21 protein-coding genes are annotated in these 23,612 nt (G+C 53.5%); 10 read left to right on the forward strand and 11 right to left on the reverse strand.

Annotated features, from left to right (window positions below; genetic code table 11):
* Window positions 1-8: 8 nt before the first annotated feature.
* Entirely contained in the window at window positions 9-467 is a 459-nt protein-coding gene (locus ACSIPU_RS10200) for an Lrp/AsnC family transcriptional regulator (protein WP_004099567.1), read from the reverse strand.
* Window positions 468-582: 115 nt separating this feature from the next.
* Between ACSIPU_RS10200 and ACSIPU_RS10205 the strand changes: the two genes are divergently transcribed.
* Window positions 583-1,635 (forward strand): PLP-dependent cysteine synthase family protein, encoded by a 1,053-nt coding sequence (locus ACSIPU_RS10205; RefSeq protein WP_004099565.1) that lies wholly within the window; start codon window positions 583-585, stop codon window positions 1,633-1,635.
* 46 nt (window positions 1,636-1,681) lie between these two features.
* Here ACSIPU_RS10205 and cof read toward each other — a convergent pair whose 3' ends face one another.
* Window positions 1,682-2,500, reverse strand: a complete 819-nt coding sequence (gene cof, locus ACSIPU_RS10210) for an HMP-PP phosphatase (RefSeq protein WP_004111026.1) — start codon at window positions 2,498-2,500, stop codon at window positions 1,682-1,684.
* Window positions 2,501-2,626: 126 nt separating this feature from the next.
* Between cof and ACSIPU_RS10215 the strand changes: the two genes are divergently transcribed.
* Window positions 2,627-4,327: an SgrR family transcriptional regulator gene (locus ACSIPU_RS10215; protein ID WP_053064658.1), complete on the forward strand. Its 1,701-nt coding sequence runs from the start codon at window positions 2,627-2,629 to the stop codon at window positions 4,325-4,327.
* Between the two features lie 66 nt (window positions 4,328-4,393).
* Complete coding sequence (queC, locus tag ACSIPU_RS10220) at window positions 4,394-5,089, forward strand: 7-cyano-7-deazaguanine synthase QueC (protein ID WP_024273846.1); 696 nt, start codon at window positions 4,394-4,396, stop codon at window positions 5,087-5,089.
* Between the two features lie 264 nt (window positions 5,090-5,353).
* On the opposite strand, the gene ACSIPU_RS10225 is transcribed toward queC, so the two are convergent.
* From ACSIPU_RS10225 to bolA, 9 genes are all read right to left on the reverse strand, one after another.
* Complete coding sequence (locus ACSIPU_RS10225) at window positions 5,354-5,755, reverse strand: YbgC/FadM family acyl-CoA thioesterase (protein ID WP_004848264.1); 402 nt, start codon at window positions 5,753-5,755, stop codon at window positions 5,354-5,356.
* A gap of 110 nt (window positions 5,756-5,865) precedes the next feature.
* Window positions 5,866-6,234 carry a helix-hairpin-helix domain-containing protein gene (locus ACSIPU_RS10230; protein ID WP_004099556.1) on the reverse strand — a complete coding sequence of 123 codons (369 nt, stop codon included), beginning with the start codon at window positions 6,232-6,234 and terminating at the stop codon, window positions 5,866-5,868.
* Window positions 6,235-6,382: 148 nt separating this feature from the next.
* The gene (ppiD, locus tag ACSIPU_RS10235; protein ID WP_023320447.1) at window positions 6,383-8,257 is read right to left on the reverse strand and encodes a peptidylprolyl isomerase; all 1,875 of its coding nucleotides are present in this window, start codon (window positions 8,255-8,257) and stop codon (window positions 6,383-6,385) included.
* 213 nt (window positions 8,258-8,470) lie between these two features.
* The gene (gene hupB / locus ACSIPU_RS10240) at window positions 8,471-8,743 is read right to left on the reverse strand and encodes a nucleoid-associated protein HU-beta (RefSeq protein WP_002444653.1); all 273 of its coding nucleotides are present in this window, start codon (window positions 8,741-8,743) and stop codon (window positions 8,471-8,473) included.
* A 208-nt stretch (window positions 8,744-8,951) separates the two neighbouring features.
* Window positions 8,952-11,306, reverse strand: coding sequence for an endopeptidase La (lon, locus tag ACSIPU_RS10245; protein ID WP_004099539.1), 2,355 nt, complete (start codon window positions 11,304-11,306; stop codon window positions 8,952-8,954).
* Between the two features lie 183 nt (window positions 11,307-11,489).
* Entirely contained in the window at window positions 11,490-12,764 is a 1,275-nt protein-coding gene (gene clpX, locus ACSIPU_RS10250; RefSeq protein WP_004099538.1) for an ATP-dependent protease ATP-binding subunit ClpX, read from the reverse strand.
* Between the two features lie 132 nt (window positions 12,765-12,896).
* Entirely contained in the window at window positions 12,897-13,520 is a 624-nt protein-coding gene (clpP, locus tag ACSIPU_RS10255) for an ATP-dependent Clp endopeptidase proteolytic subunit ClpP (RefSeq protein WP_003021624.1), read from the reverse strand.
* A gap of 315 nt (window positions 13,521-13,835) precedes the next feature.
* Window positions 13,836-15,134, reverse strand: a complete 1,299-nt coding sequence (tig, locus tag ACSIPU_RS10260; RefSeq protein ID WP_004099537.1) for a trigger factor — start codon at window positions 15,132-15,134, stop codon at window positions 13,836-13,838.
* Between the two features lie 347 nt (window positions 15,135-15,481).
* Entirely contained in the window at window positions 15,482-15,799 is a 318-nt protein-coding gene (gene bolA / locus ACSIPU_RS10265) for a transcriptional regulator BolA (RefSeq protein ID WP_004133447.1), read from the reverse strand.
* Window positions 15,800-16,104: 305 nt separating this feature from the next.
* Here bolA and ACSIPU_RS10270 point away from each other — a divergent pair, with 305 nt between their 5' ends.
* From ACSIPU_RS10270 to cyoE, 7 genes are all read left to right on the forward strand, one after another.
* The gene (locus tag ACSIPU_RS10270) at window positions 16,105-16,683 is read left to right on the forward strand and encodes a lipoprotein (RefSeq protein ID WP_004111021.1); all 579 of its coding nucleotides are present in this window, start codon (window positions 16,105-16,107) and stop codon (window positions 16,681-16,683) included.
* Between the two features lie 45 nt (window positions 16,684-16,728).
* Window positions 16,729-18,204 carry a muropeptide MFS transporter AmpG gene (gene ampG / locus ACSIPU_RS10275; RefSeq protein WP_004111020.1) on the forward strand — a complete coding sequence of 492 codons (1,476 nt, stop codon included), beginning with the start codon at window positions 16,729-16,731 and terminating at the stop codon, window positions 18,202-18,204.
* Between the two features lie 480 nt (window positions 18,205-18,684).
* Window positions 18,685-19,632, forward strand: coding sequence for a cytochrome o ubiquinol oxidase subunit II (gene cyoA / locus ACSIPU_RS10280; protein ID WP_004099529.1), 948 nt, complete (start codon window positions 18,685-18,687; stop codon window positions 19,630-19,632).
* 19 nt (window positions 19,633-19,651) lie between these two features.
* Window positions 19,652-21,643, forward strand: a complete 1,992-nt coding sequence (gene cyoB, locus ACSIPU_RS10285) for a cytochrome o ubiquinol oxidase subunit I (RefSeq protein WP_004099527.1) — start codon at window positions 19,652-19,654, stop codon at window positions 21,641-21,643.
* Window positions 21,633-22,244 carry a cytochrome o ubiquinol oxidase subunit III gene (locus tag ACSIPU_RS10290; protein ID WP_004099525.1) on the forward strand — a complete coding sequence of 204 codons (612 nt, stop codon included), beginning with the start codon at window positions 21,633-21,635 and terminating at the stop codon, window positions 22,242-22,244. Before cyoB ends, ACSIPU_RS10290 begins: the two co-directional genes overlap by 11 nt.
* On the forward strand, window positions 22,244-22,573 hold the full coding sequence (locus ACSIPU_RS10295) for a cytochrome o ubiquinol oxidase subunit IV (protein ID WP_004099523.1): 330 nt from the start codon (window positions 22,244-22,246) through the stop codon (window positions 22,571-22,573). The genes ACSIPU_RS10290 and ACSIPU_RS10295 overlap by 1 nt, the downstream gene beginning before the upstream one ends.
* A gap of 11 nt (window positions 22,574-22,584) precedes the next feature.
* On the forward strand, window positions 22,585-23,472 hold the full coding sequence (gene cyoE / locus ACSIPU_RS10300) for a heme o synthase (protein WP_004099521.1): 888 nt from the start codon (window positions 22,585-22,587) through the stop codon (window positions 23,470-23,472).
* Window positions 23,473-23,612 lie beyond the last annotated feature (140 nt).

The raw sequence follows: 23,612 nt of genomic DNA on the forward strand, positions 1-23,612 counted from the left end.
TGCTGCCGTTAATCAATAGGCAAGGCTGTAGTGTATTTTATCTGTTCCATGGCAAAACTCGAAGTGACATCCGAGAGTCCCGGCACGCTGTTAACCAGACGTTTATAAAAATCATCATAGTTCTTCATATCCGCCACCTGGACCCGCAGCAGATAGTCATACTCGCCGGCCATACGCCAGAAGCCGAGGACTTCCGCCATCTGCGAGACCTCGCTGACAAAGCGGCAATACCAGTCGCTACTGTGGTGCTGAGTCTTAATCAGTACAAACGCCGTCAGCCCAAGCCCGACCTTTTCCGCATCCAGCAGCGCGACGCGCCCGCGAAGAATACCTTCGTCTTCCAGCCGCTTCAGCCGCTTCCAGCAGGGCGTGGTGGTCAGATTAACGGCATCGGCCAATGCCTGCAAAGAGAGGGTGCAGTCGGTTTGCAGTAAAGAAAGCAGCTTACGATCAATTTTATCTAACATTGGGCGCCTCAGGAGAAAAATTTACTCCTTTTATTGTAATTGAAAGGCTAAATGGCAACAATTTTTCCTTCGATTTCCGCTAAGCTGGGCACAAAATGACAAACAGGAATTTGAGATGAACAGCGCCTGGGTAAAACACGCGATTAGTGAAATTAATGCCGATTATCAGCGTTCCGCCGACACGCACCTTATACGTCTGGCGCTGCCGGCGTTCCCTGGGATCCAACTCTATCTGAAGGATGAAAGCACCCATCCAACCGGTAGCCTGAAGCATCGCCTGGCCCGCTCGCTGTTTCTGTATGGCTTGTGCAACGGCTGGATTAAAGAAGGAACGACGATTATCGAATCCTCTTCCGGTTCGACCGCCGTCTCTGAAGCTTACTTCGCTCGTCTCTTAGGCCTGCCGTTTATCGCCGTGATGCCTTCCTGTACGGCAAAGCGTAAAATTGAACAAATTGAGTTTTACGGCGGTCGCTGCCATTTCGTCGACAGCGCCTGTGAAATCTATGCCGCCTCCGAAACGCTGGCGCGCGAGCTGAACGGTCATTATATGGATCAGTTTACCTTTGCCGAACGGGCTACCGACTGGCGAGGGAATAATAATATCGCCGACAGTATCTTCCGTCAGATGAGCCATGAGCCGCATCCGCAGCCGTCGTATATTGTGATGAGCGCGGGCACCGGCGGTACCTCTGCGACTATCGGACGCTACATTCGCAGTCAGGGTTACGATACGCAGCTGCTGGTGGTTGATCCGCAAAACTCCGTGTTTTTGGACTACTGGCAAAGCCGCGACGCCAGCCTGCGCAGCCCGGTCGGCAGTAAAATTGAGGGCATTGGCCGGCCGCGCGTCGAACCATCGTTTATTCCCGACGTGGTCGATGAGATGCTGCGGGTACCGGATGCCGCCAGCGTCGCCACCGCGCTATGGCTGGAAACGCTGCTTGGGCGCAAGGTCGGCGCCTCAACCGGCACCAACATGTGGGGCGTACTGCAGCTGGCCGTACGGATGCGCGAAGAGGGACGCACCGGCTCTATCGTCACGCTGCTGTGCGACAGCGGCGAACGTTATCTGGAAAGCTACTACAACCCGCAGTGGGTGGCGGCCAATATCGGCGACGTCTCTCCCTGGCAGGCGCAAATTGCGCAAATGCTGCAGGCAAAATAAAAAAAGCCAGATATCACAGGATATCCGGCTTGCTGGCAGGGTCTCTTTATTCGGGGGAATAAGGAAGATCAGGATAATCCAGCCAATGAGTCAAAAAATGGGAAACGGCCTGATGACGGCAGTCGCCAATAACCGGTAGATGCGGAAGTTCAAATTTCAGCTGATCCATCGCGTTGCCCATGATCACGCCGTGCCCGACGCTGCCAAGCATTTCCCGATCGTTCATGGCGTCGCCGAACGCCATGCAATCCTGCAACGTCAGGCCCAGATGCTGGCTTAATACCGCCAGCGCCGCGCCTTTGTTACAGCCCCCGGGCAAAACTTCCAGACAATCCATCGCTGAAAAACAGAGATCCGCTCGGCCGCCGAGCGCTTCACTTAGTTGCAGCCTTAGCCGCCGGAGATCGTCATGATCGCCGCAGAAGCAGATTTTGGTGACCTGATGCGCCGGCATTCGCTTTGGATCGTATAGCTGATAGCGAAAGCCGCTAAAGACGTGCGCTTGCAGAATTTCTGGAATCTCCTGCCCGGTATACCAGCCGCCGTCGTTGAAAAAATGCATACTCGCCGCGGTATCCCAGGCGCTATGCAGCACCTCTTCCGCCACATCAGGGGCCAGATCGCGACGATACAGCTCTTCACCTTCCAGGGAGTGAATGCGCGTCCCGTTGCCGGTAATTAAAAACGCATCCAAAGAGAACTCGCCGATAACGTGGCGCATCTCCAGAGCATGACGGCCGGTAGCAAATGTCAGGGTGATGTCGCGATCGCGCAGGCGTTTTAGCGTCGAAAGCGTTTTTTCTCCCAGACGATGGTCAGGCATCAGTAGCGTACCGTCCATATCGAATGCAGCCAGTCTGGCCATGTCCTGTTCCCCCTATCGTGGTGGATTTTGCTTGTGTTGCAGTATTGCCTGAGATATACGGAAGTAATAGTGAATAGATAAATTTTATTGTTCCGGGTTTATCATCTACCGCAGGACTAAACAGCGATGAGGCTATTAAACCGTCTGCATCAGTATCAGCGACTCTGGCTACCCTCTTCCGGCGAGCCGCAGCAGGTGACCGTCGGCGAGCTGGCCGAGCGCTGCTTTTGCAGCGAACGACATATCCGAACCCTGCTGCGCCAGGCGCAAGAATCCGGCTGGCTAAGCTGGAAGGCTAGCTCCGGTCGCGGAAAGCGCGGGCTACTCCAGTTTTACAAAGCGCCGGAAACGCTGCGCAATGAAATGATGGAGCAGGCTCTAAATAAAGGACAGCAGCAGAATGCCCTCGAACTGGCGCAGCTGGCGCCTGTAGAGCTTAAAGCGCTGCTTTCCCCCTTTCTCGGCGGCCAATGGCAGAACGATACGCCTACCCTGCGTATTCCTTATTACCGTCCGCTGGAGCCGCTGCGCCCGGGTTTTATGCCGGGACGCGCGGAGCAGCACCTGGCAGGGGAGATATTTTCCGGCCTGACCCGTTTCGATGCGCAAAGTACCTGCCCGATAGGCGATTTAGCCCATCACTGGGAGGTGTCGCCTGACGGTCTGCGCTGGCACTTTTATATTCGTTCCACCCTGTTCTGGCATAACGGCGATCCGATAAAAACCTCACAGCTGCAGCAGCGCCTTCTGATGCTGTTGCAGCTCCCCGCGATGCGTACGCTGTTCGCCAGTATCAGCGAGATTAGCGTCACCCACTCTCAGTGCCTGACTATCACCCTGCACCGCGCCGATTACTGGCTACCGTTCCGCCTTGCCAGCTACTGCAGCGTGCTGGCGCATCCGGACGATCCGGCGATCGGCAGCGGGCCATTTCGCCTGAAACTATTTACTCAGGAACTGGTGCGGCTGGAAAACCATCAGCGTTATCATCTCACCCATCCGCTGCTGCAGGCCGTTGAATTCTGGATCACGCCGCAGCTGTTCGAACAGGATCTGGGCACCAGCTGTCGTCATCCGGTACAGATAACCATTGGCGACCCTGATGAGCTGACCAGACTGCGCCAGGTCAGCAATAGCATCAGTCTTGGATTTTGCTATCTGACGCTACGCCAGAGCCCCCGCCTGAATAAAGCGCAGGCCCAAAGACTGGTTTCGCTGATTCATCGCTCCGGTCTGTTAGAAACGCTGCCGCTGGATGAAGACCTGATCGCGCCGAGCAACGAAGTATTGCCGGGATGGACTATTCCGCAGTGGCCAGAAAATGGTGATACACCGCTGCCCGAACGGCTAACTCTGCTCTATCACCTTCCCGTAGAGCTACACGCCATGGCGGAGCGCCTTCGGCAACGGCTGGCAGAACTCGGCTGCGAGCTGACGATAATTTTTCATGACGCGAAAAACTGGGATGGTTGCCAGCAGTTTGCGAAGGCGGACCTGATGATGGGCGATCGCCTGATTGGCGAAGCGCCGGTTTATGCGCTGGAGCAGTGGCTACGCTGCGATGCCCTGTGGCCTAATTTGTTGACCGGGGCGCAATATGCGCATCTTCAGGCAACGCTGGATGCCGTTCAGGTATTACCGGACGAACGCAGCCGCAGCGAAGCTTTGCGCAACGTCTTTAACACACTGATGGACGATGCCATCATGACGCCGCTGTTTAATTATAATTATCGCATCAGCGCACCGCCTGGCGTCAACGGGCTGCGCCTGAACGCGCGAGGCTGGTTTGATTTCGCCAGCGCCTGGCTACCGGCTTCGACGCCGTGACGGGGCTGGTGGTCATCTTCATCAGGCGCTACCATATGCGCTTCACTTCGATTGTCAGGAATTACCATGAAACGCGCCGTAGTTGTCTTCAGTGGAGGACAAGATTCGACGACCTGCCTGGTGCAGGCTCTGCAACAGTATGATGAAGTGCATTGCGTCACTTTTGATTATGGCCAACGTCATCGCGCGGAGATTGACGTTGCTCGCGAACTGGCGCTAAAGCTGGGCGCCGTTGCCCACAAAGTCCTTGATGTCACGCTGCTTAACGAACTGGCGGTCAGCAGCCTGACACGCGATAGCATTCCGGTTCCGGATTATGAACCGGACGCCAGCGGCATCCCCAACACTTTCGTGCCCGGTCGCAACATTCTGTTCTTAACCCTGACGGCCATTTACGCGTATCAGGTTAAAGCGGAAGCTATCATCACCGGCGTTTGCGAGACCGACTTTTCGGGCTACCCGGACTGCCGCGATGAGTTCGTCAAAGCCCTGCACCAGGCCGTCAGCCTGGGAATGGCGAAAGATATTCGCTTTGAGACGCCGCTGATGTGGCTGAATAAAGCCGAGACGTGGGCCCTGGCCGATTATTGGGGCCAGTTGGACCTGGTACGCCATGAAACCCTGACTTGCTATAACGGCATTAAAGGCGACGGCTGCGGGCAGTGCGCCGCCTGTAACCTCCGCGCCAACGGGCTGCGCCAGTATCTGGGCGATAAGGTTGGGGTGATGACTGACATGAAGCAGAAAACAGGACTGCAGTAGCCGGTTATTTCCCGGCGGCGTGGCGGGATCGCAGGCGGCTCACGATGCATAGCCTGGTCTGATACGCAGCAGCGCCTTCGGGGATAGTTCTGCCCCTTTCTGTGCGCTTGCTCCCGGGGGCGGCGCGATGCGCCTGCCCGGGCTACCGGATCGCAGGCTGCTGAGGACGCGTAGCCCGCGTTACCAGATCGCAGGTGGTTGTGGAGAAGTAGCCCGGACAGGTGCGCAGCACCGCCTCCGGGACATCCCCCTCCGGCTGGCCTGTTAGCGAGGCTCCAGCTGCTCCAGCTTTTCGCGCAGTTCGCCCTCAAGCGGCAGCGCTTTCTGCGTTTTTAGATCAATGCAGACAAAAGTGATAAGCGCATCGGCGACCACCTCGCCGTTAGGGTTAAGGGTAACCACCTGGCTTAGCGTCCCGCTTTTTCCGTTCAGCTGTTCGAGCTTGCTGGTGACGGTTAATACATCGCCCAGTACCGCCGGTCGGCGATAGTTGATATTGATATTGACCACCACAAAGGCGATGTTGCGAGCGGTCATCCAGTGAAAGGCCGGGCTGCTTTCCAGGCCATCCCAGCGCGCCTCTTCGAGAAACTCCAGATACCGCGCGTTATTGACATGCTGATAGACGTCGAGATGATAGCCGCGAACTTTGATTTGTGTCTGCATAGCGCAAATGCCTTATCTTTAATTGTTGTTTTGAGGTCAGAGGTCACACCACTGGTGTGACCTCTTCAGTCTGGCAAATAATAACGACTGTGCAAACTTGTGAAGAAAATTTACAGCTTCAAATGTGACAGATTTCTCTCTACCAGCGAATTGCCCATCCCCGGCACCTGCTTAAGATCGTCAACGGTTTTAAATGGCCCATATTCTTCACGATAGCTGACAATAGCCTGCGCCTTCTTCAGGCCAACGCCGTTCAGCCCCTTCGCCAGTTCTTCGGCGCTGGCGTTATTGATACTCACCCTGGTACCTTCGCTATCGGGCGCGTTCAACGCATCAGGTGCCTTTGCCTGCGGCGTCTGCACGCTCTCCTTTGTTGCCGGCGACGTTTTCCCGCTGGAAGGCGCGGCAAAAGCGCCCTGACTTCCCGCTGCGCAAACCAGTACGGCGACGGTAAGAAGCGTTTTCAATCCTCGTTTCATGCTGTTATCTCCTTGTTTGTAGACAGCAAGGTCACGATAGCGATGAGGGAAAAAGAGTACAAAAGGCAAAATGCAGAAATGGAAAAGGCCGCGAAAGCGGCCTTTGATAATTGCATCACGTTACTTGCTTTTGCGAAGCAGCACGTAATTATTGTTGCTGATCGATAATGTCGCCGAGCTTAATTTTCGCCGCTTTACGCAGGTTACTCATCAGCGCTTCGAAGGCGATCTGTGCGTTATTCTGGGTGATGCCCTGAATCATCGCCTTTTTCTGCTCTTCCGGCATCGTACCCGCTTTCACTTCATCCAGCGCCAGCAGTACTACATTACCCTGCATGTCCGTGCCCACGCCGTAGCTGGGCTTACCCGCCTGCGGCAGCGGTAGCGCAAAGACAGACTGGATCAACGCTTCCTGACCGGTACGCGACAGCGTCTGCGGCGCTCCGAAGCTCAGGCCCGCCGCTTTCATCGCTTCATCGCCTTTACCCTCTTTCAGGGCCGTCAGCAGCTTATCGGCATCCAGCTTCGCCTGCTGCTCCGCTTTGTTGTGCTTAACAATATCGCTCACCTGCGCTTTCACCTCCGCCAGCGGTTTGACCGCTTCCGGTTTATGCTCGCTGATGCGTAGAACAAACGCGCGATCGCCGTCGACGGTGATGATATCGGAGTTGCTGCCCGGCGTACCGTTTTCGCCAACCAGACCGCCGTTGAAGATAGCGTCAGAAACCGGTTTGAAATTCAGCTCCTGCGGCAGGTTATCGCGACCAAACCAGCCGGTTTCAACCACTTTCAGACCGGCAACCTGAGCCGCGCCAGCCAGGGATTCGTTATCGTTGCTCGCCGCGTCGCTGACTTTTTGCTGCAGCGCATAGTAAGCATCCAGAGCTTTCTCCTGCTTCACTTTCGCCGCGATATCATTGCGAACGTCAGCCAGCGGTTTTACCTGAGCGGGCTGAACGTCATCCAGACGCGCCACCAGGAAACCGACGGAAGATTTAATTACGCCTGAAAGCTGGCCTTTTTCTTTCAGACCGGCCTCTTTCAGTTCCGGCACAGTAGCCGCATCTTCCAGCCAGCCCATATCACCACCGTTGCGGGCAGAGATGATATCGGTTGATTTTTCTTTGGCCAGCGCAGCGAAATCAGCGCCTTTTTTCAGTTCATCAAGCACCGCCTGAGCATCCGCTTCGGTTTTGGTCTGGATGATGCTGTAGCGATTACGCTGCGGCTGAGTGAACTGATCCTGATGCTGGTCGTACCATGACTGAATTTCCTGGTCAGAGACGTTTTCCTGCATGCTCGCAGCATCCATCTTGATGTAGCTGACGCGGAACTGCTCAGGCGCCATAAAACGCGCCTGGTTCTGCTGGTAAAACGCGTTGATTTCATCGTCGGTGGCGGTTTGCTTCGCCGCCAGCGCGTTTACGTCAATCGTCGCTTCACGGACGACGCGCTGTTGCGACACCAGCGCCGCCAGCTGGTCGGATTCGCCCGGCAGCATAAAATCGGTACCGGCAACGGCGTTAATCAGTTGCTGAGTCGTCAGCTGATTACGTAATGCCTGAGCGTACTGGTCCGTCGTCATCCCCATTTGATTAACGATACGGCTGAAGCGCTCGTTATCAAATTTGCCATCCGCCTGGAAAGCCTGGGTCTTGAAGATAGCCTGCTTGACCTGGTCGTCGCTGATATTAAGGCCCAGTTCACGGGCGTACTGATCGAGCAGCGCCTCGTCAATCAGACGGTTCAACACCTGCTGACGCATGGTCTTCATGTAATTTTCATTGGCCGCCAGTTCAGAAAACTGATCGCCAAGCTGCTGCTGCATGCGGTTACGCTCGCTGGCAACGGCATTTTCAAACTGTGCGCGACCAATCTCCTGGTCATTAACTTTTGCGGCATAGTTGTTTCCACCGCCAATCAGGTAACCACTCACCCCGGTCAAAATGAACGAGACGATAATGATACCGAAAATAATCTTGAGCACGACGCTGTTGGCGGCCGTGCGTAGGTTGTCCATCATGGTGTAACAACGCTCCGCTGTAGATGACTTTTGCTCGCGCAGCATAGCATGTGATGGCCGCCGCGCGTGAGGACGTATTTTGACAAGAAAACGGGGTGATTGTCAGCCCACAAGTGCGTATAAAGTCACATTAAGTCTCATTCTGGCAAATAAAAAAGGCACATCTTGCGATGCGCCCTTGTACTTCGTCACAGACCCCAGTGGGGAAGTCGATCAGTTTACCGCGTCTTTCAGCGCTTTACCTGCACGGAAACCCGGTACTTTAGCAGCAGCGATGGTGATTTCTTTGCCTGTTTGCGGATTGCGACCGGTACGGGCAGCGCGCTCTTTAACAGCAAAAGTACCAAACCCTACCAGCGCAACGTCATCCCCAGCCTGCAGAGATTCAGTAACAGAAGCGATTAAAGCATCTAACGCACGTCCAGCTGCGGCTTTAGAAATGTCCGCACCGGCAGCAATTTTGTCAATCAGTTGAGATTTATTCACTGTTCTCTTCCTCTCTTTATAATTTATATCGCACCAGAATCCTTCGTGGCGCGACCGCGCAGCAGTTATATCAGGACTGTCATGCCCTTACAACAGAGTTGTAATTGACCCCCCTGCCAGCGATCTAAGTTAGCTACACAAAAAAAGGCTGGCAAGTACGAATTTACTTACCAGCCCTATTTTTCTTAGCGCTATTTGCGCGAAATCACTATTTTGCCGTGACGACTTCCATACCAAACGGCTCGTTCTGCAGTGCAAGTGCCAGAACTTCCTCGATTCGTTTCACCGGATGGATATCTAAATCGGCGATAACGTTATCTGGAATTTCTTCAAGGTCACGTTTATTTTCATCAGGAATCAGAACAGTCTTAATGCCGCCACGGTGTGCAGCCAACAGTTTTTCCTTCAGACCACCGATTGGCAACACCTGACCGCGGAGGGTGATTTCCCCGGTCATCGCCACATCGGCGCGCACCGGATTACCCGTCAGGCAGGAAACCAGTGCGGTACACATCGCAATACCGGCGCTTGGGCCATCTTTCGGCGTTGCGCCTTCCGGTACGTGCACGTGGATATCGCGTTTTTCATAAAAGTCTGAGTTAATACCCAGCTTATCCGCACGCGAACGCACCACGGTCAGCGCAGCCTGGATAGATTCCTGCATAACCTCACCCAGTGAACCGGTATAGGTCAGCTTGCCTTTACCCGGAACGCAGGCGGTTTCAATGGTCAGCAGATCGCCGCCCACTTCCGTCCACGCCAGGCCAGTCACCTGACCCACGCGATTTTCACTATCCGCACGGCCATAGTCGTAGCGCTGCACGCCCAGGAAGTCATGCAGGTTGTCGCCGTTAATCTCAATATGCTTCAGCGACTTATCCAGCAACAGCTGTTTGACCGCTTTACGACACAGTTTCGAGATTTCGCGCTCCAGACCACGCACGCCCGCTTCACGAGTGTAGTAACGGATAATGCCGATAATCGCGCTGTCATCAACCGTCAGCTCGCCTTTTTTGAGCGCATTACGCTCTATCTGTTTTGACAGCAAATGGCGTTTGGCGATGTTCAGCTTCTCATCTTCGGTGTAGCCGGAGAGGCGAATCACTTCCATACGATCCAGCAGCGGCGCCGGAATATTCATGGAGTTAGAGGTCGCGACGAACATCACGTCGCTGAGATCGTAATCCACTTCCAGATAGTGGTCGTTGAAAGCCACGTTCTGTTCCGGATCCAACACCTCCAGCAGCGCCGATGCCGGATCGCCCCGCATGTCCGAAGACATTTTGTCGATCTCATCCAGTAAGAACAGCGGGTTTTTAACGCCCACTTTGGCCATTTTCTGGATCAGTTTGCCCGGCATTGAGCCAATGTAGGTACGGCGGTGACCGCGGATTTCCGCTTCGTCACGCACGCCGCCCAGCGCCATACGCACGTACTTACGTCCGGTTGCTTTGGCGATAGATTGACCCAGCGAGGTTTTACCAACCCCCGGAGGCCCAACCAGGCACAGGATTGGCCCTTTGAGCTTGTTAACACGGCTCTGCACCGCGAGGTACTCAAGGATGCGATCCTTCACGCGCTCCAGACCGTAGTGATCGGTGTCGAGGATCTCCTGAGCCTGACGCAGGTCTTTTTTAACCTTGCTGCGGGCGTTCCATGGTACCTGCACCATCCAGTCAATGTAGCCGCGAACGACGGTTGCTTCCGCCGACATCGGGGACATCATTTTCAGTTTTTGCAGTTCCGCTTCGGTTTTCTCTTTTGCCTCTTTCGGCATTTTCGCCGCGTCGATCTTACGCTTCAGCGCTTCGTTCTCGTCAGGGGCGTCGTCCATCTCGCCGAGCTCTTTTTGAATGGCTTTCATTTGCTCATTCAGGTAGTACTCGCGCTGAGATTTCTCCATCTGCTTTTTCACGCGGTTGCGAATGCGCTTCTCAACCTGCAGCAGATCGATTTCTGACTCCATCATCGCCATCAGATATTCCAGACGTTCGTTAACGTCGGACATCTCCAGCACGGACTGTTTGTCCGCCAGCTTCAGCGGCATATGGGCTGCGATGGTATCCGCAAGGCGCGCCGGATCGTCGATGCTATTCAGCGACGTCAGCACTTCCGGTGGGATTTTCTTGTTCAGCTTGATGTAGCCTTCAAACTGGCTGATAGCGGTACGAACCAGCACTTCCTGCTCGCGTTCGTCAATCGCCGGCGATTCGAGATATTCAGCTTTCGCCGAAAAATGCTCGCCGTTATCAGATAGCGCAGAGATGCGCGCGCGCTGCAAACCTTCGACCAGCACTTTGACAGTACCGTCCGGTAGCTTCAGCATTTGCAAAATAGACGCCACGGTCCCGACGGTGAAAAGATCGTTTACACCCGGCTCATCCGTCGAGGCTTCTTTCTGCGCAACCAGCATGATTTTTTTATCATGATCCATGGCTGCTTCGAGACAACGGATAGATTTTTCCCGCCCTACAAACAGGGGTATGACCATGTGCGGATAAACCACCACATCGCGCAACGGCAATACGGGGATTTCAATGCGTTCAGAACGCTCAGGATTCATAGAGCTCTCTCTTAGTTTAAAGTCCGCCAGGTAGCCGACGACGCAACTCAACGACGCGTCGCCGTTAATATGTAAACCAGTATATGGGGATGTATTCCATACATTCAACGGCGGGAATGCAGGAAAAATAAAAGGGGAGATAAAATCCCCCCTTTTTGTTAACTGCTTGAGCAAATTGGTTAATTATTCACCAGATGCCTGCTGCGCTTCCGGTTTGCCGTAAATCAGCAGCGGCTTGCTCTGACCATCGATAACCGAGGCGTCGATGACCACTTTTTCCACATCTTCCATTGACGGAAGATCGTACATGGTATCGAGCAGCGCAGCTTCAACGATAGAACGCAGGCCGCGAGCGCCGGTTTTACGCGCCATCGCTTTCTTAGCGATAGCATCCAGCGCTTCGTCGCGGAACTCCAGCTCAGCGCCTTCGAGGCTGAACAGCGCCTGATACTGCTTGGTCAGGGCGTTTTTCGGCTCTTTGAGGATTTGAATCAGCGCTTCTTCGCTCAGCTCGCTCAGGGTCGCCACCACCGGCAGACGCCCGATGAACTCAGGAATCAGACCAAACTTAATCAGATCTTCCGGTTCAACCTGAGACAACAGCTCGCCTTCGCTGGCCTTGTCGGATTTAGCCTTAACCGTCGCGCCGAAACCGATACCAGAACCGGTTTCAACACGGTGAGAAATGACCTTATCCAGTCCTGCAAAGGCGCCGCCGCAGATGAACAGGATCTTAGAGGTATCAACCTGCAGGAACTCCTGCTGCGGATGCTTACGCCCGCCCTGCGGCGGAACCGCGGCAACGGTGCCTTCAATAAGCTTCAACAGCGCTTGCTGCACGCCTTCGCCGGAGACATCGCGGGTGATCGACGGGTTATCCGATTTACGGGAAATTTTGTCGATTTCATCAATGTAGACGATACCGCGCTGGGCTTTCTGTACGTCGTAGTCGCACTTCTGCAGCAGCTTCTGGATGATGTTTTCAACGTCTTCACCCACGTAACCGGCTTCGGTCAGAGTGGTGGCATCCGCCATGGTGAAAGGCACATCCAGCAGGCGCGCCAGCGTTTCCGCCAGCAGCGTTTTACCGGAACCGGTCGGTCCGATCAGCAGAATGTTGCTTTTACCCAACTCTACGCCGTTGCTGGTGTCGCCATTGCGCAGACGTTTGTAGTGATTGTATACCGCCACCGCCAGCACTTTTTTCGCCGGCTCCTGGCCGATAACGTAATCGTCCAGATGGTGGCGAATTTCGTGCGGAGTCGGCAGCGCGCTGCGCTCGCGATGCGGCGCGACTTCTTTAATTTCTTCGCGAATGATGTCGTTACATAAATCAACGCATTCGTCGCAGATATACACGGATGGCCCGGCGATTAGCTTACGCACTTCATGCTGGCTTTTGCCGCAAAAAGAGCAGTACAACAGTTTGCCCGAACCATCTTTGCGTTTATCTGTCATGAGTCCAAACCTCTTATTAAGTTCTTTGTGCCGCACACGACGACGCAAATGCCATTCTCAGGCGCAAACCGCTATGAAGCGTTGTGCCGCCCTCTTACAACCAAGTATAGCGGCACCCTTGCGCCAGGGGCATCAATTACGATGAGTCAAAATGGAGTCGACGAGGCCGTATTCCACTGCTTCTGAGGCAGACAGGAAGCGATCGCGCTCGGTGTCACGCTCGATCTGCTCAAGAGATTGACCCGTATGATGTGCCATCAGTTCATTCATGCGACCTTTCACCTTCAGGATTTCGCGGGCGTGGATTTCGATATCCGTCGCCTGGCCCTGGTAGCCGCCCAGCGGCTGGTGAATCATCACGCGTGAGTTCGGCAGGCAGAAACGCTTGCCTTTCGCCCCGGCGGTGAGCAGGAATGCGCCCATAGAGGCCGCCTGGCCCATACAAATGGTGCTCACGTCTGGTTTAATGAACTGCATGGTGTCATAGATAGACATCCCGGCGGTAATCACGCCGCCCGGAGAGTTAATGTACAGATAGATATCTTTTTCCGGGTTTTCCGCTTCCAGAAACAGCATCTGCGCCACGATCAGGTTAGCCATGTGATCTTCTACCTGGCCGGTCAGAAAAATGACGCGCTCCTTGAGCAGACGGGAGTAAATATCAAATGAACGTTCGCCGCGTGAGGTCTGTTCAATGACCATCGGCACCAGGGCCATATGGGGTGCAAAGTTGTCTCGTTCGCCACTGTATGACATTTCCGTCTCCTGGATTAATTTGAAAAAAACCGCTGCACTGATTGTAACCTTACGGACGGATTATCAGCCAGAATTTCTGCTGTCGGGCAGAAGTGCATAGATGCACGCTTCATTACGGCGCATGATTATGCCAATGCAGTTACGTCTCCCGGTTATGGGGATGACGTCGCCATAATTCAAGCATAACAATCTTTTGCCGTAACGCTATCACTGAAATCGCCTTTTCGCACTCATCCTAAGGCTATCATTGCAATAAAAAAACCCGCAGCCTTTCGGCAACGGGTTTTTACTCAAACCTTAAACCTGGAGGCGAAATTACGCCTGCTGGTTCATCAGTTCGCTGAAGGAAGTGGCTTTTTCAGACACTTTAGCTTTCGCCAGCACGGCTTCAACGGCCTGCTCTTCCAGCGCAACGTTGCGCATGTTGTCCATCAGCTCTTTGTTCTTGCTGTAGAACTCGACCACTTCTTTCGGATCTTCGTAAGCGGAAGCCATCTCTTCGATCAGACCTTTTACGCGATCTTCGTCAGCTTTCAGCTCGTTGGTACGAATCACTTCGCCCAGCAGCAGACCAACAACAACGCGGCGTTTAGCCTGCTCTTCGAACAGCTCACGCGGCAGTTCCAGAGCCTGTTTCTCGTTACCGCCAAAACGCTGAGCAGCCTGACGACGCAGAACGTCGATTTCGCTGTCGATCAGTGCAGCCGGTACGTCGATATCGTTAGCTTTTACCAGGCCTTCGATAGCCTGAGACTTAACGCGGTTACGCACGGCGCCTTTCAGCTCGCGCTCCATGTTTTTACGCACTTCAGCGCGCAGACCGGCTACGGAACCATCTTCAACGCCGAAACGTTTGATGAACTCTTCAGTCAGTTCTGGCAGTTCACGTTCTTCAACTTTTTTCAGGTTGATAACGAACTTCGCCGCTTTACCTTTCAGGTTTTCAGCGTGGTACTCTTCCGGGAAGGTCACGTCGATGGTGAACTCTTCGCCAGCTTTGTGGCCTTTGATACCCTCTTCAAAACCCGGGATCATGCGGCCCTGGCCCATCGCCAGGACGAAGTCGGAGGCTTTGCCGCCTTCGAACTCTTCGCCGTCAACGGAACCAGTGAAGTCAACGGTAACGCGGTCTTCAGCATCAACTGCGCCGTCTTTTTCTTTCCAGTTAGCCTGCTGCTTGCGCAGAGTATCCAGCATGGTATCAACGTCGGCGTCGGTCACTTCAACAACCGGTTTTTCAACTTCGATCGCTTCCAGACCCTGCAGCTCAACTTCCGGATAAACTTCGAACTCTACCGCGTAGGTGAAATCTTCACCCAGCTTGTATTCGCCCGGAACATAGTTCGGCGCGCCGGCCGGATTAATTTTTTCTTTGATGATCGCGTCAACGAAGTTGCGGCTCATCAGATCACCCAGCACGTCCTGGCGAACAGATGCGCCATAACGCTGAGCAACAACATTCATCGGCACTTTGCCTTTACGGAAGCCGTCAATGCGAACTTTTTTCGCTACGTTGACCAGCTCGCTTTTGACAGCATTCTCGATGCTGTCAGCGGCGATAGTAATCGTTACACGGCGCCCAAGGCCCTGAGTGGTTTCAACTGAAACTTGCATCTTGTTACCTCAAAAAAATCACAGTGCTCGGTCAACTCTGGAAGCGCGAACTGGTTGCTTCGCAGAACCGGGATGCCCTCTTCAAATCAGAAACACATTCCCTGTCGTCAGAATCATCCCGAAGACATTCATAATAAAAGACGCGGCATTATAGCGGCATCACTTTTGTGAGTCGAGAACGGTTGTCGCCCACTGCTGCGGCTTTTTTCACATTTCCCGAGCAAATTTGCCTGCCAAAATGCGCGCATCGCACAATTTTCAGGCAAAACAAAACGGCCCGCAGGCCGTTTTCTCATAAATCTCCACGCAACATACTGGAAAAGCTCCAGCGGTTGCAAATGTGATTTCTACGCGATACTTCCAGCTCCGCGACAAGGAGGAGAAGCAAAGACGGTATCCTGTAGCCCTTCCCACTCTTTGATTGTGTAGGTATGCAACGCCAGAGCGTGCACGGTGCTTGATAGTTCCTCAGTCAACGTTCCGTAAATCATACGGTGACGATTAAGAAAACGCTCGCCAAGGAAGCGATCGCTTACCAACACCACTTTAAAATGACTTTCAGAGCCCGCAGGAACGTTGTGGCGATAGCTTTCATCCACGACTTCAAGATACACCGGGTCGAACGCTGCCCTAAGTTTTGCTTCGATCTGTTCACGTATCATCATGAATTTTCTCCTCCGACAACGCTGTATTGCCGCCATTCCCTTTAAATGTTAGCCGCTTTTACCGCTTCCATTGGGCGAAAACAACAAAAAATTAGCATTCCTCTGATATTTTGCGGCAAAAGTATCAGGTTTACTGATTCTGTCTCGCTGAAGCCCCGTCCGGATGGCGATAACCGATATGGCAAGGCCAGAAAACGCACAAGACGATGAATTTACATGCGTTGCCACTTCCCCTTGCCGTTGGCGATGTTATGATGGCGGGAATTTTCCTCATTACCACTCCACCATGCGTTGAGACCCTGAACATGTTTAAGAAAATTCTCTTTCCTTTGGTCGCGCTGTTTATGCTGGCCGGATGCGCCACTCCGCCGACCACTATTGAGGTATCGCCGAAAATCACGCTGCCGCAGCAGGATCCGAGCCTGATGGGCGTGACCGTCAGCATTAACGGCGCCGATCAGCGTCCGGATCAGGCGCTGGCGAAAGTCACCCGTGATAATCAGCAGGTTACGCTAACCGCCTCCCGCGATCTGCGTTTCTTGCTGCAGGAAGTGCTCGAGAAGCAGATGACCTCGCGTGGCTACATGATTGGTCCAAACGGCGCGGTTGACCTGCAAATCATCGTCAACAAACTGTACGCCGACGTTTCTCAAGGCAACGTACGCTACAACATTGCGACCAAAGCGGATATTGCGATTATCGCGACCGCCGCCAACGGCAATAAGATGACGAAAAACTACCGTGCCAGCTACTCTGTTGAAGGCGCCTTCCAGGCCTCGAACAAAAATATTGCCGATGCGGTTAATAGCGTCATGACCGACACCATCGCCGACATGGCGCAGGACACCAGCATTCACGATTTCATCAAGCAAAACGCGCGTTAATTTGAGTTGCAGACCCGGCCTCGCGTCGGGTCTGCACGATATGCTATGTCCAATCATTATTTACGCATTTTCACGCAGCCAAAATCAGCTATCCTGCTGATTCTCGGTTTCGCCTCTGGATTACCGCTAGCCCTGACCTCCGGCACGCTACAGGCGTGGATGACCGTTGAAAACATCGATCTCAAAACCATCGGTTTTTTCTCGCTCGTCGGGCAGGCCTACGTCTTTAAATTCCTCTGGTCGCCGGTAATGGACCGCTATACGCCGCCGTTTCTTGGTCGTCGACGCGGCTGGCTGCTGGCGACTCAGATCCTGCTACTTATTGCCATTGCGGCGATGGGATTCCTTGAACCTTCCACGCAACTACGCTGGATGGCGGCGCTGGCGGTCGTTATCGCCTTTTGCTCCGCCTCGCAGGATATCGTGTTTGACGCGTGGAAGACCGACGTGCTGGCCGCTGAAGAGCGAGGCACCGGGGCGGCAATCAGCGTGCTGGGCTATCGTCTGGGGATGCTGGTTTCCGGCGGGTTGGCGCTATGGCTGGCCGATCGCTGGCTGGGATGGCAGGGAATGTACTGGCTGATGGCCGCCCTGCTAATCCCCTGCATTATAGCTACTCTGCTGGCCCCGGAACCCAGCGACGTCATTCCGGTGCCGAAGACGCTGGAGCAGGCCGTCGCCGCACCGCTGCGCGACTTCTTCGGCCGCAATAATGCCTGGCTTATTCTCTTGCTTATCGTCCTTTATAAGCTTGGCGACGCGTTTGCCATGAGTCTGACCACCACCTTCCTGATTCGCGGCGTCGGTTTTGATGCGGGCGAAGTGGGCATGGTCAATAAAACGCTCGGCCTGTTCGCCACGATTGTCGGTGCGCTTTATGGCGGCGTGCTTATGCAGCGCCTGACGCTTTTCCGCGCGCTGCTGATTTTCGGCCTGCTGCAGGGGGTATCCAACGCCGGGTATTGGCTGCTCTCAATTACCGATAAACACCTTTTCTCCATGGCGACGGCGGTGTTTTTCGAAAACCTGTGCGGCGGAATGGGCACGGCGGCATTCGTTGCGCTGCTGATGACGCTGTGCAATAAGTCATTTTCAGCCACCCAGTTCGCTTTGCTCTCAGCGCTCTCCGCCGTTGGGCGCGTATATGTGGGGCCTATCGCCGGCTGGTTTGTCGAAGCTCACGGATGGCCTGCTTTCTATCTCTTTTCCGTTGTTGCTGCGGTTCCGGGGATTTTGCTGCTGTTAATTTGTCGCCGTACGCTTGAACATACTCAACGTTCGGAGAGCTTTATGCCGCGCACGCTTTTTCCTCAGGCCTACGGGCTGGCATTAGTTATTCTGGCGATTGGCTGCCTGATACTGGCGATATGGCTACTGCTGCTGGTCCTCAACGCGCTGGATTACACCACCTTTTCCTTCCTCGCGGGCCTGCTTGAGGTTGCCGTTCTTACCGCCGTTGCGGGTATTTTGCTCGGCGCGTTCCTTGACTACCTCGCATTGCGCAAAACCGAGTTGATTTAAATCAGCGCAAGAACGTAAATGGACGTTGTAATTACTAAACGTAATTATAACGTCTTATTAACGATTCTATATTCAATGTACCTGATTTGTTGTTTTGTGCGTTTTAGATTTCTGGAAATTATTGACAATTTTTATGCGAATCTATAAATAATTTAACCGATTCAGCTCAGCTGGTTTTATTTTCGGCTTTTATGATGTCTTTAATTTGATAATTAATTGTTAATTATTTGTGTTGTTTTGCAGGTGGTTATGCTCATTCTCTTATAAACCCTTTCATTCTTATCCCTTTCGTTATCAATCCCGCGTAAATCAAGGTTTGCAAGCTATAATGTCACACTCCGTAACATATGTGACAAGGCAAGCAGAAGCCGCTAACATAGAACAGACACAGCTCCAACTATGTTTACAGTAATGCAACCTTCCCGTAAAATGCCCGTACACTTTAAGCGCCACCAGATTCCGTGGAATTGAGGTCGTTCAATGAGACTTAGGAAATACAATAAAAGTTTGGGATGGATGTCATTAATCGCAGGCACTGTATTACTCAGTGGTTGTGATTCTGCACTCCTCGACCCAAAAGGACAGATTGGACTGGAGCAACGCTCTCTGATTCTGACGGCCTTTGGCCTGATGATGATCGTCGTTATTCCAGCCGTCTTGATGGCAGTAGGATTTGCCTGGAAGTATCGTGCGAGCAATAAAGATGCGAAGTATAGCCCGAACTGGTCACACTCCAACAAAGTTGAAGCTGTGGTCTGGACGGTTCCTATTCTGATCATCCTGTTCCTGGCCGTTCTGACCTGGAAAACAACTCACGCATTAGAGCCGAGCAAACCGCTTGCTCACGATGAAAAACCTATCACCATCGAAGTCGTTTCGATGGACTGGAAATGGTTCTTCATCTATCCGGAACAAGGCATTGCTACCGTCAACGAAATCGCCTTCCCGGCGAACGTACCGGTACACTTCAAAGTGACCTCCAACTCCGTGATGAACTCGTTCTTTATCCCACGTTTAGGTAGCCAGATTTACGCAATGGCCGGGATGCAAACTCAGCTGCACCTCATCGCGAACGAACCTGGTACTTACGACGGTATCTCCGCCAGCTATAGCGGCCCGGGCTTCTCAGGAATGAAGTTCAAAGCTATCGCCACGCCGGATCGTGCAACCTTCGATCAGTGGGTAGCGAAAGCCAAACAGTCTGCGAACGCTATGGACTCCATGGAAACGTTCGACAAACTGGCTGCGCCTAGCGAATACAACAAAGTGGAATACTTCTCTAACGTGAAACCTGATTTGTTTAAAGATGTGGTGAACAAATTTATGTCTCACGGTAAGAGCATGGATATGACCCAACCCGAGGGCGAGCATGCAGCGCACGAAGGAATGGAAGGCATGGACATGAGCCACGCGGAAACCGCTCACTAAGGGGCCGAGGAAGAAAACGATGTTCGGAAAACTTACACTGGATGCAGTGCCCTACCATGAACCCATTATTGTGGTTACGGTGGCTGCAATTATCATTGGGGGGCTGGCGCTTCTGGCTGCCATCACTTACTTCGGTAAGTGGTCCTACCTTTGGAACGAGTGGCTGACTTCGGTTGACCACAAACGTCTCGGTATCATGTACGTTATCGTAGCAATCGTCATGTTGCTGCGTGGCTTTGCTGACGCCGTTATGATGCGTAGCCAGCAGGTGCTGGCCTCGGCCGGGGAAGCAGGCTTCCTGCCGCCTCATCACTACGATCAGATCTTTACCGCCCACGGCGTTATCATGATCTTCTTCGTAGCGATGCCGTTTGTTATCGGTCTGATGAACCTGGTGGTTCCGCTTCAGCTCGGTGCACGCGACGTTGCCTTCCCATTCCTTAACAACCTGAGCTTCTGGTTCACCGTTGTGGGCGTGATTCTGGTTAACCTTTCTCTGGGCGTCGGTGAATTCGCGCAGACCGGTTGGCTGGCCTATCCGCCGCTATCGGGAATTGAGTACAGTCCGGGCGTCGGGGTCGATTACTGGATCTGGGCTCTCCAGCTATCCGGTATTGGTACAACGTTAACCGGTATTAACTTCTTTGTTACGATTATCAAGATGCGTGCCCCTGGCATGACCATGTTCAAGATGCCGGTATTTAGCTGGGCATCTCTGTGCGCCAACATCCTGATTATCGCCTCTTTCCCAATTCTGACCGTCACCGTCGCGCTGCTGACCCTGGACCGCTACCTGGGCACCCATTTCTTTACCAACGATATGGGTGGCAACATGATGATGTACATCAACCTGATTTGGGCCTGGGGTCACCCGGAAGTGTACATTCTGGTTCTGCCGGTATTCGGCGTCTTCTCCGAAATCGCCGCAACCTTCTCGCGTAAGCGTCTGTTTGGCTACACCTCGCTGGTATGGGCAACAGTATGTATTACCGTTCTGTCGTTCATCGTTTGGCTGCACCACTTCTTTACTATGGGTGCGGGCGCGAACGTAAACGCCTTCTTCGGTATTACGACCATGATCATCGCTATCCCGACCGGGGTTAAGATCTTCAACTGGCTGTTCACCATGTACCAGGGCCGCATCGTCTTCAACTCAGCAATGCTGTGGACGATTGGCTTTATCGTTACCTTCTCCGTAGGCGGTATGACCGGCGTTCTGCTGGCGGTACCGGGCGCAGACTTCGTGCTGCACAACAGCCTGTTCCTGATCGCGCACTTCCATAACGTCATCATCGGTGGCGTGGTGTTCGGTTGTTTCGCAGGTCTGACCTACTGGTGGCCGAAAGCCTTTGGCTTCACGCTGAACGAAACCTGGGGCAAACGCGCTTTCTGGTTCTGGATCATCGGTTTCTTCGTGGCGTTTATGCCGCTGTACGTGCTGGGTTTCATGGGTATGACCCGTCGCCTGAGCCAGCAGATTGACCCGCAGTTCCATCCGATGCTGGTTGTTGCAGCCTGCGGTGCGGCGCTGATCGCCTGCGGTATCCTCTGCCAGCTGATTCAGTTCTACGTGTCTATCCGCGATCGCGAGCAGAACCGCGACCTCACCGGTGACCCATGGGGCGGCCGTACGCTGGAGTGGGCAACCTCTTCTCCTCCGCCGTTCTACAACTTCGCTATTGTTCCTGTCGTTCACGAGCGTGACGCGTTCTGGGAAATGAAAGAAAAAGGCGAAGCGTATAAGAAACCGGCTGGCTATGAAGAGATTCATATGCCGAAAAACAGCGGCGCGGGCATTGTCATTGCAGCTTTCGCAACGTTGTTTGGTTTCGCAATGATCTGGCATATCTGGTGGCTGGCGATTGCAAGCTTCGTCGGCATCCTGGCGACCTGGATCATTAAGAGCTTTGACGAGGACGTGGATTACTACGTGCCGGTTGCAGTAGTCGAAAAACTGGAAAATCAGCATTTCGATGAGATTAACAAAGCAGGGCTGAAAAATGGCAACTGATACTCTTGCGCATAACGCCCACGCGCACGAACACGGGCACCATGATACAGGACCGATGAAGGTATTCGGTTTCTGGATCTACCTGATGAGCGACTGCATTATCTTCGCCACTCTGTTCGCTACCTATGCCGTTCTGGTGAACGGCACGGCGGGCGGTCCGACCGGTAAAGATATTTTTGAACTGCCGTTCGTTCTGGTTGAAACCGCGCTGCTGCTGTTCAGCTCCATCACCTACGGCATGGCGGCTATCGCCATGTACAAAAACAACAAGAGCCAGGTCGTTTCCTGGCTCGCGCTGACCTTCCTCTTCGGGGCAGGATTCATCGCGATGGAGCTCTATGAATTCCATCATCTGATTGTTGAAGGTATGGGTCCGGATCGCAGCGGCTTCCTGTCAGCGTTCTTCGCGCTGGTCGGCACCCACGGTCTGCACGTGACTTCAGGTCTGATCTGGATGGCGGTGCTGATGGTTCAGGTTTCCCGTCGTGGGCTGACCAGCACTAACCGCACCCGTATTATGTGCCTGAGCCTGTTCTGGCACTTCCTGGACGTCGTGTGGATCTGCGTGTTCTCTGTTGTTTATCTGATGGGGGCGATGTAATGAGTCATTCTACCGATCATAGCGGCGCTTCTCACGGCAGCGTGAAGAGCTACATGACAGGATTTATTCTGTCGATCATTCTGACGGTTATCCCGTTTGCAATGGTGATGAGTGGCTCCGCATCGCATGCGGCAATTCTGGGAACCATCCTGGTTACTGCAGTTGTGCAGATTGTGGTACACCTCGTGTACTTCCTGCATATGAACAGTAAATCGGACGAAGGTTGGAACCTGACCGCATTTATCTTCACCGTAATCATCATTGCTATCGTAGTCGTTGGCTCCATCTGGATTATGTGGAACCTGAACTACAACATGATGATGCACTAAGAGCGGCGAGTATGTTTAAGCAATACCTGCAAGTAACGAAACCAGGCATCATTTTTGGCAACCTGATCTCCGTGATTGGCGGTTTCCTGCTGGCCTCCAAAGGCCACATCGACTATCCGCTATTTCTCTGGACGCTCCTCGGAGTATCCCTGGTGGTCGCCTCGGGTTGTGTTTTCAACAACTATATCGACCGTGATATCGATCGTAAGATGGAACGGACGAAAAACCGGGTGCTGGTCAAAGGGCTGATCTCGCCAGAAGCTTCGCTGGTATACGCCACCGTGCTGGGTATTGCTGGCTTCATGCTCCTGTGGTTTGGCGCTAATCCCCTGGCCTGCTGGCTGGGGGTGATGGGGTTCGTGGTTTATGTCGGCGTTTACAGCCTGTACATGAAGCGCCACTCCGTCTACGGCACGTTGATTGGTTCTCTCTCCGGCGCTGCGCCGCCGGTGATTGGCTACTGCGCGGTTACCGGTGATTTTGACAGCGGTGCCGCGATTCTGCTGGCGATTTTCAGCCTGTGGCAGATGCCCCACTCCTACGCTATCGCGATCTTCCGCTTTAAGGATTATCAGGCAGCGAATATTCCGGTTCTGCCGGTGGTGAAAGGCATTTCAGTCGCCAAAAATCATATTACCGTTTACATCATCGCCTTCACCGTGGCTACGCTGATGCTCTCTCTGGGCGGCTACGCCGGATATAAATATCTGGTTGTCGCTGCGGCCGTGAGCGTCTGGTGGCTCGGTATGGCGCTGCGCGGCTATAAAGTGGCGGATGATAAAGTCTGGGCGCGTAAGCTGTTCGTCTTTTCGATTGTCGCCATTACCGCGCTGTCGGTGATGATGTCCGTTGACTTTATGGTGCCGGATTCACATAGCCTGCTGGCAATGGCGAGATAACTCGCAGGTCAGCTATCGTTCTACAGCCTCCGTTCGTAAGATCGGGGGCTGTTTTTTTTATCTACCCTTCCTTCTAATTCACATTATTTAAAGAAACTGGCCATTCGCTTCATTTTCTAACAGGTGAATGATGTACATCA

This window comes from Klebsiella sp. HN106, from assembly GCF_051209435.1.
Lineage (GTDB): Bacteria > Pseudomonadota > Gammaproteobacteria > Enterobacterales > Enterobacteriaceae > Klebsiella > Klebsiella oxytoca.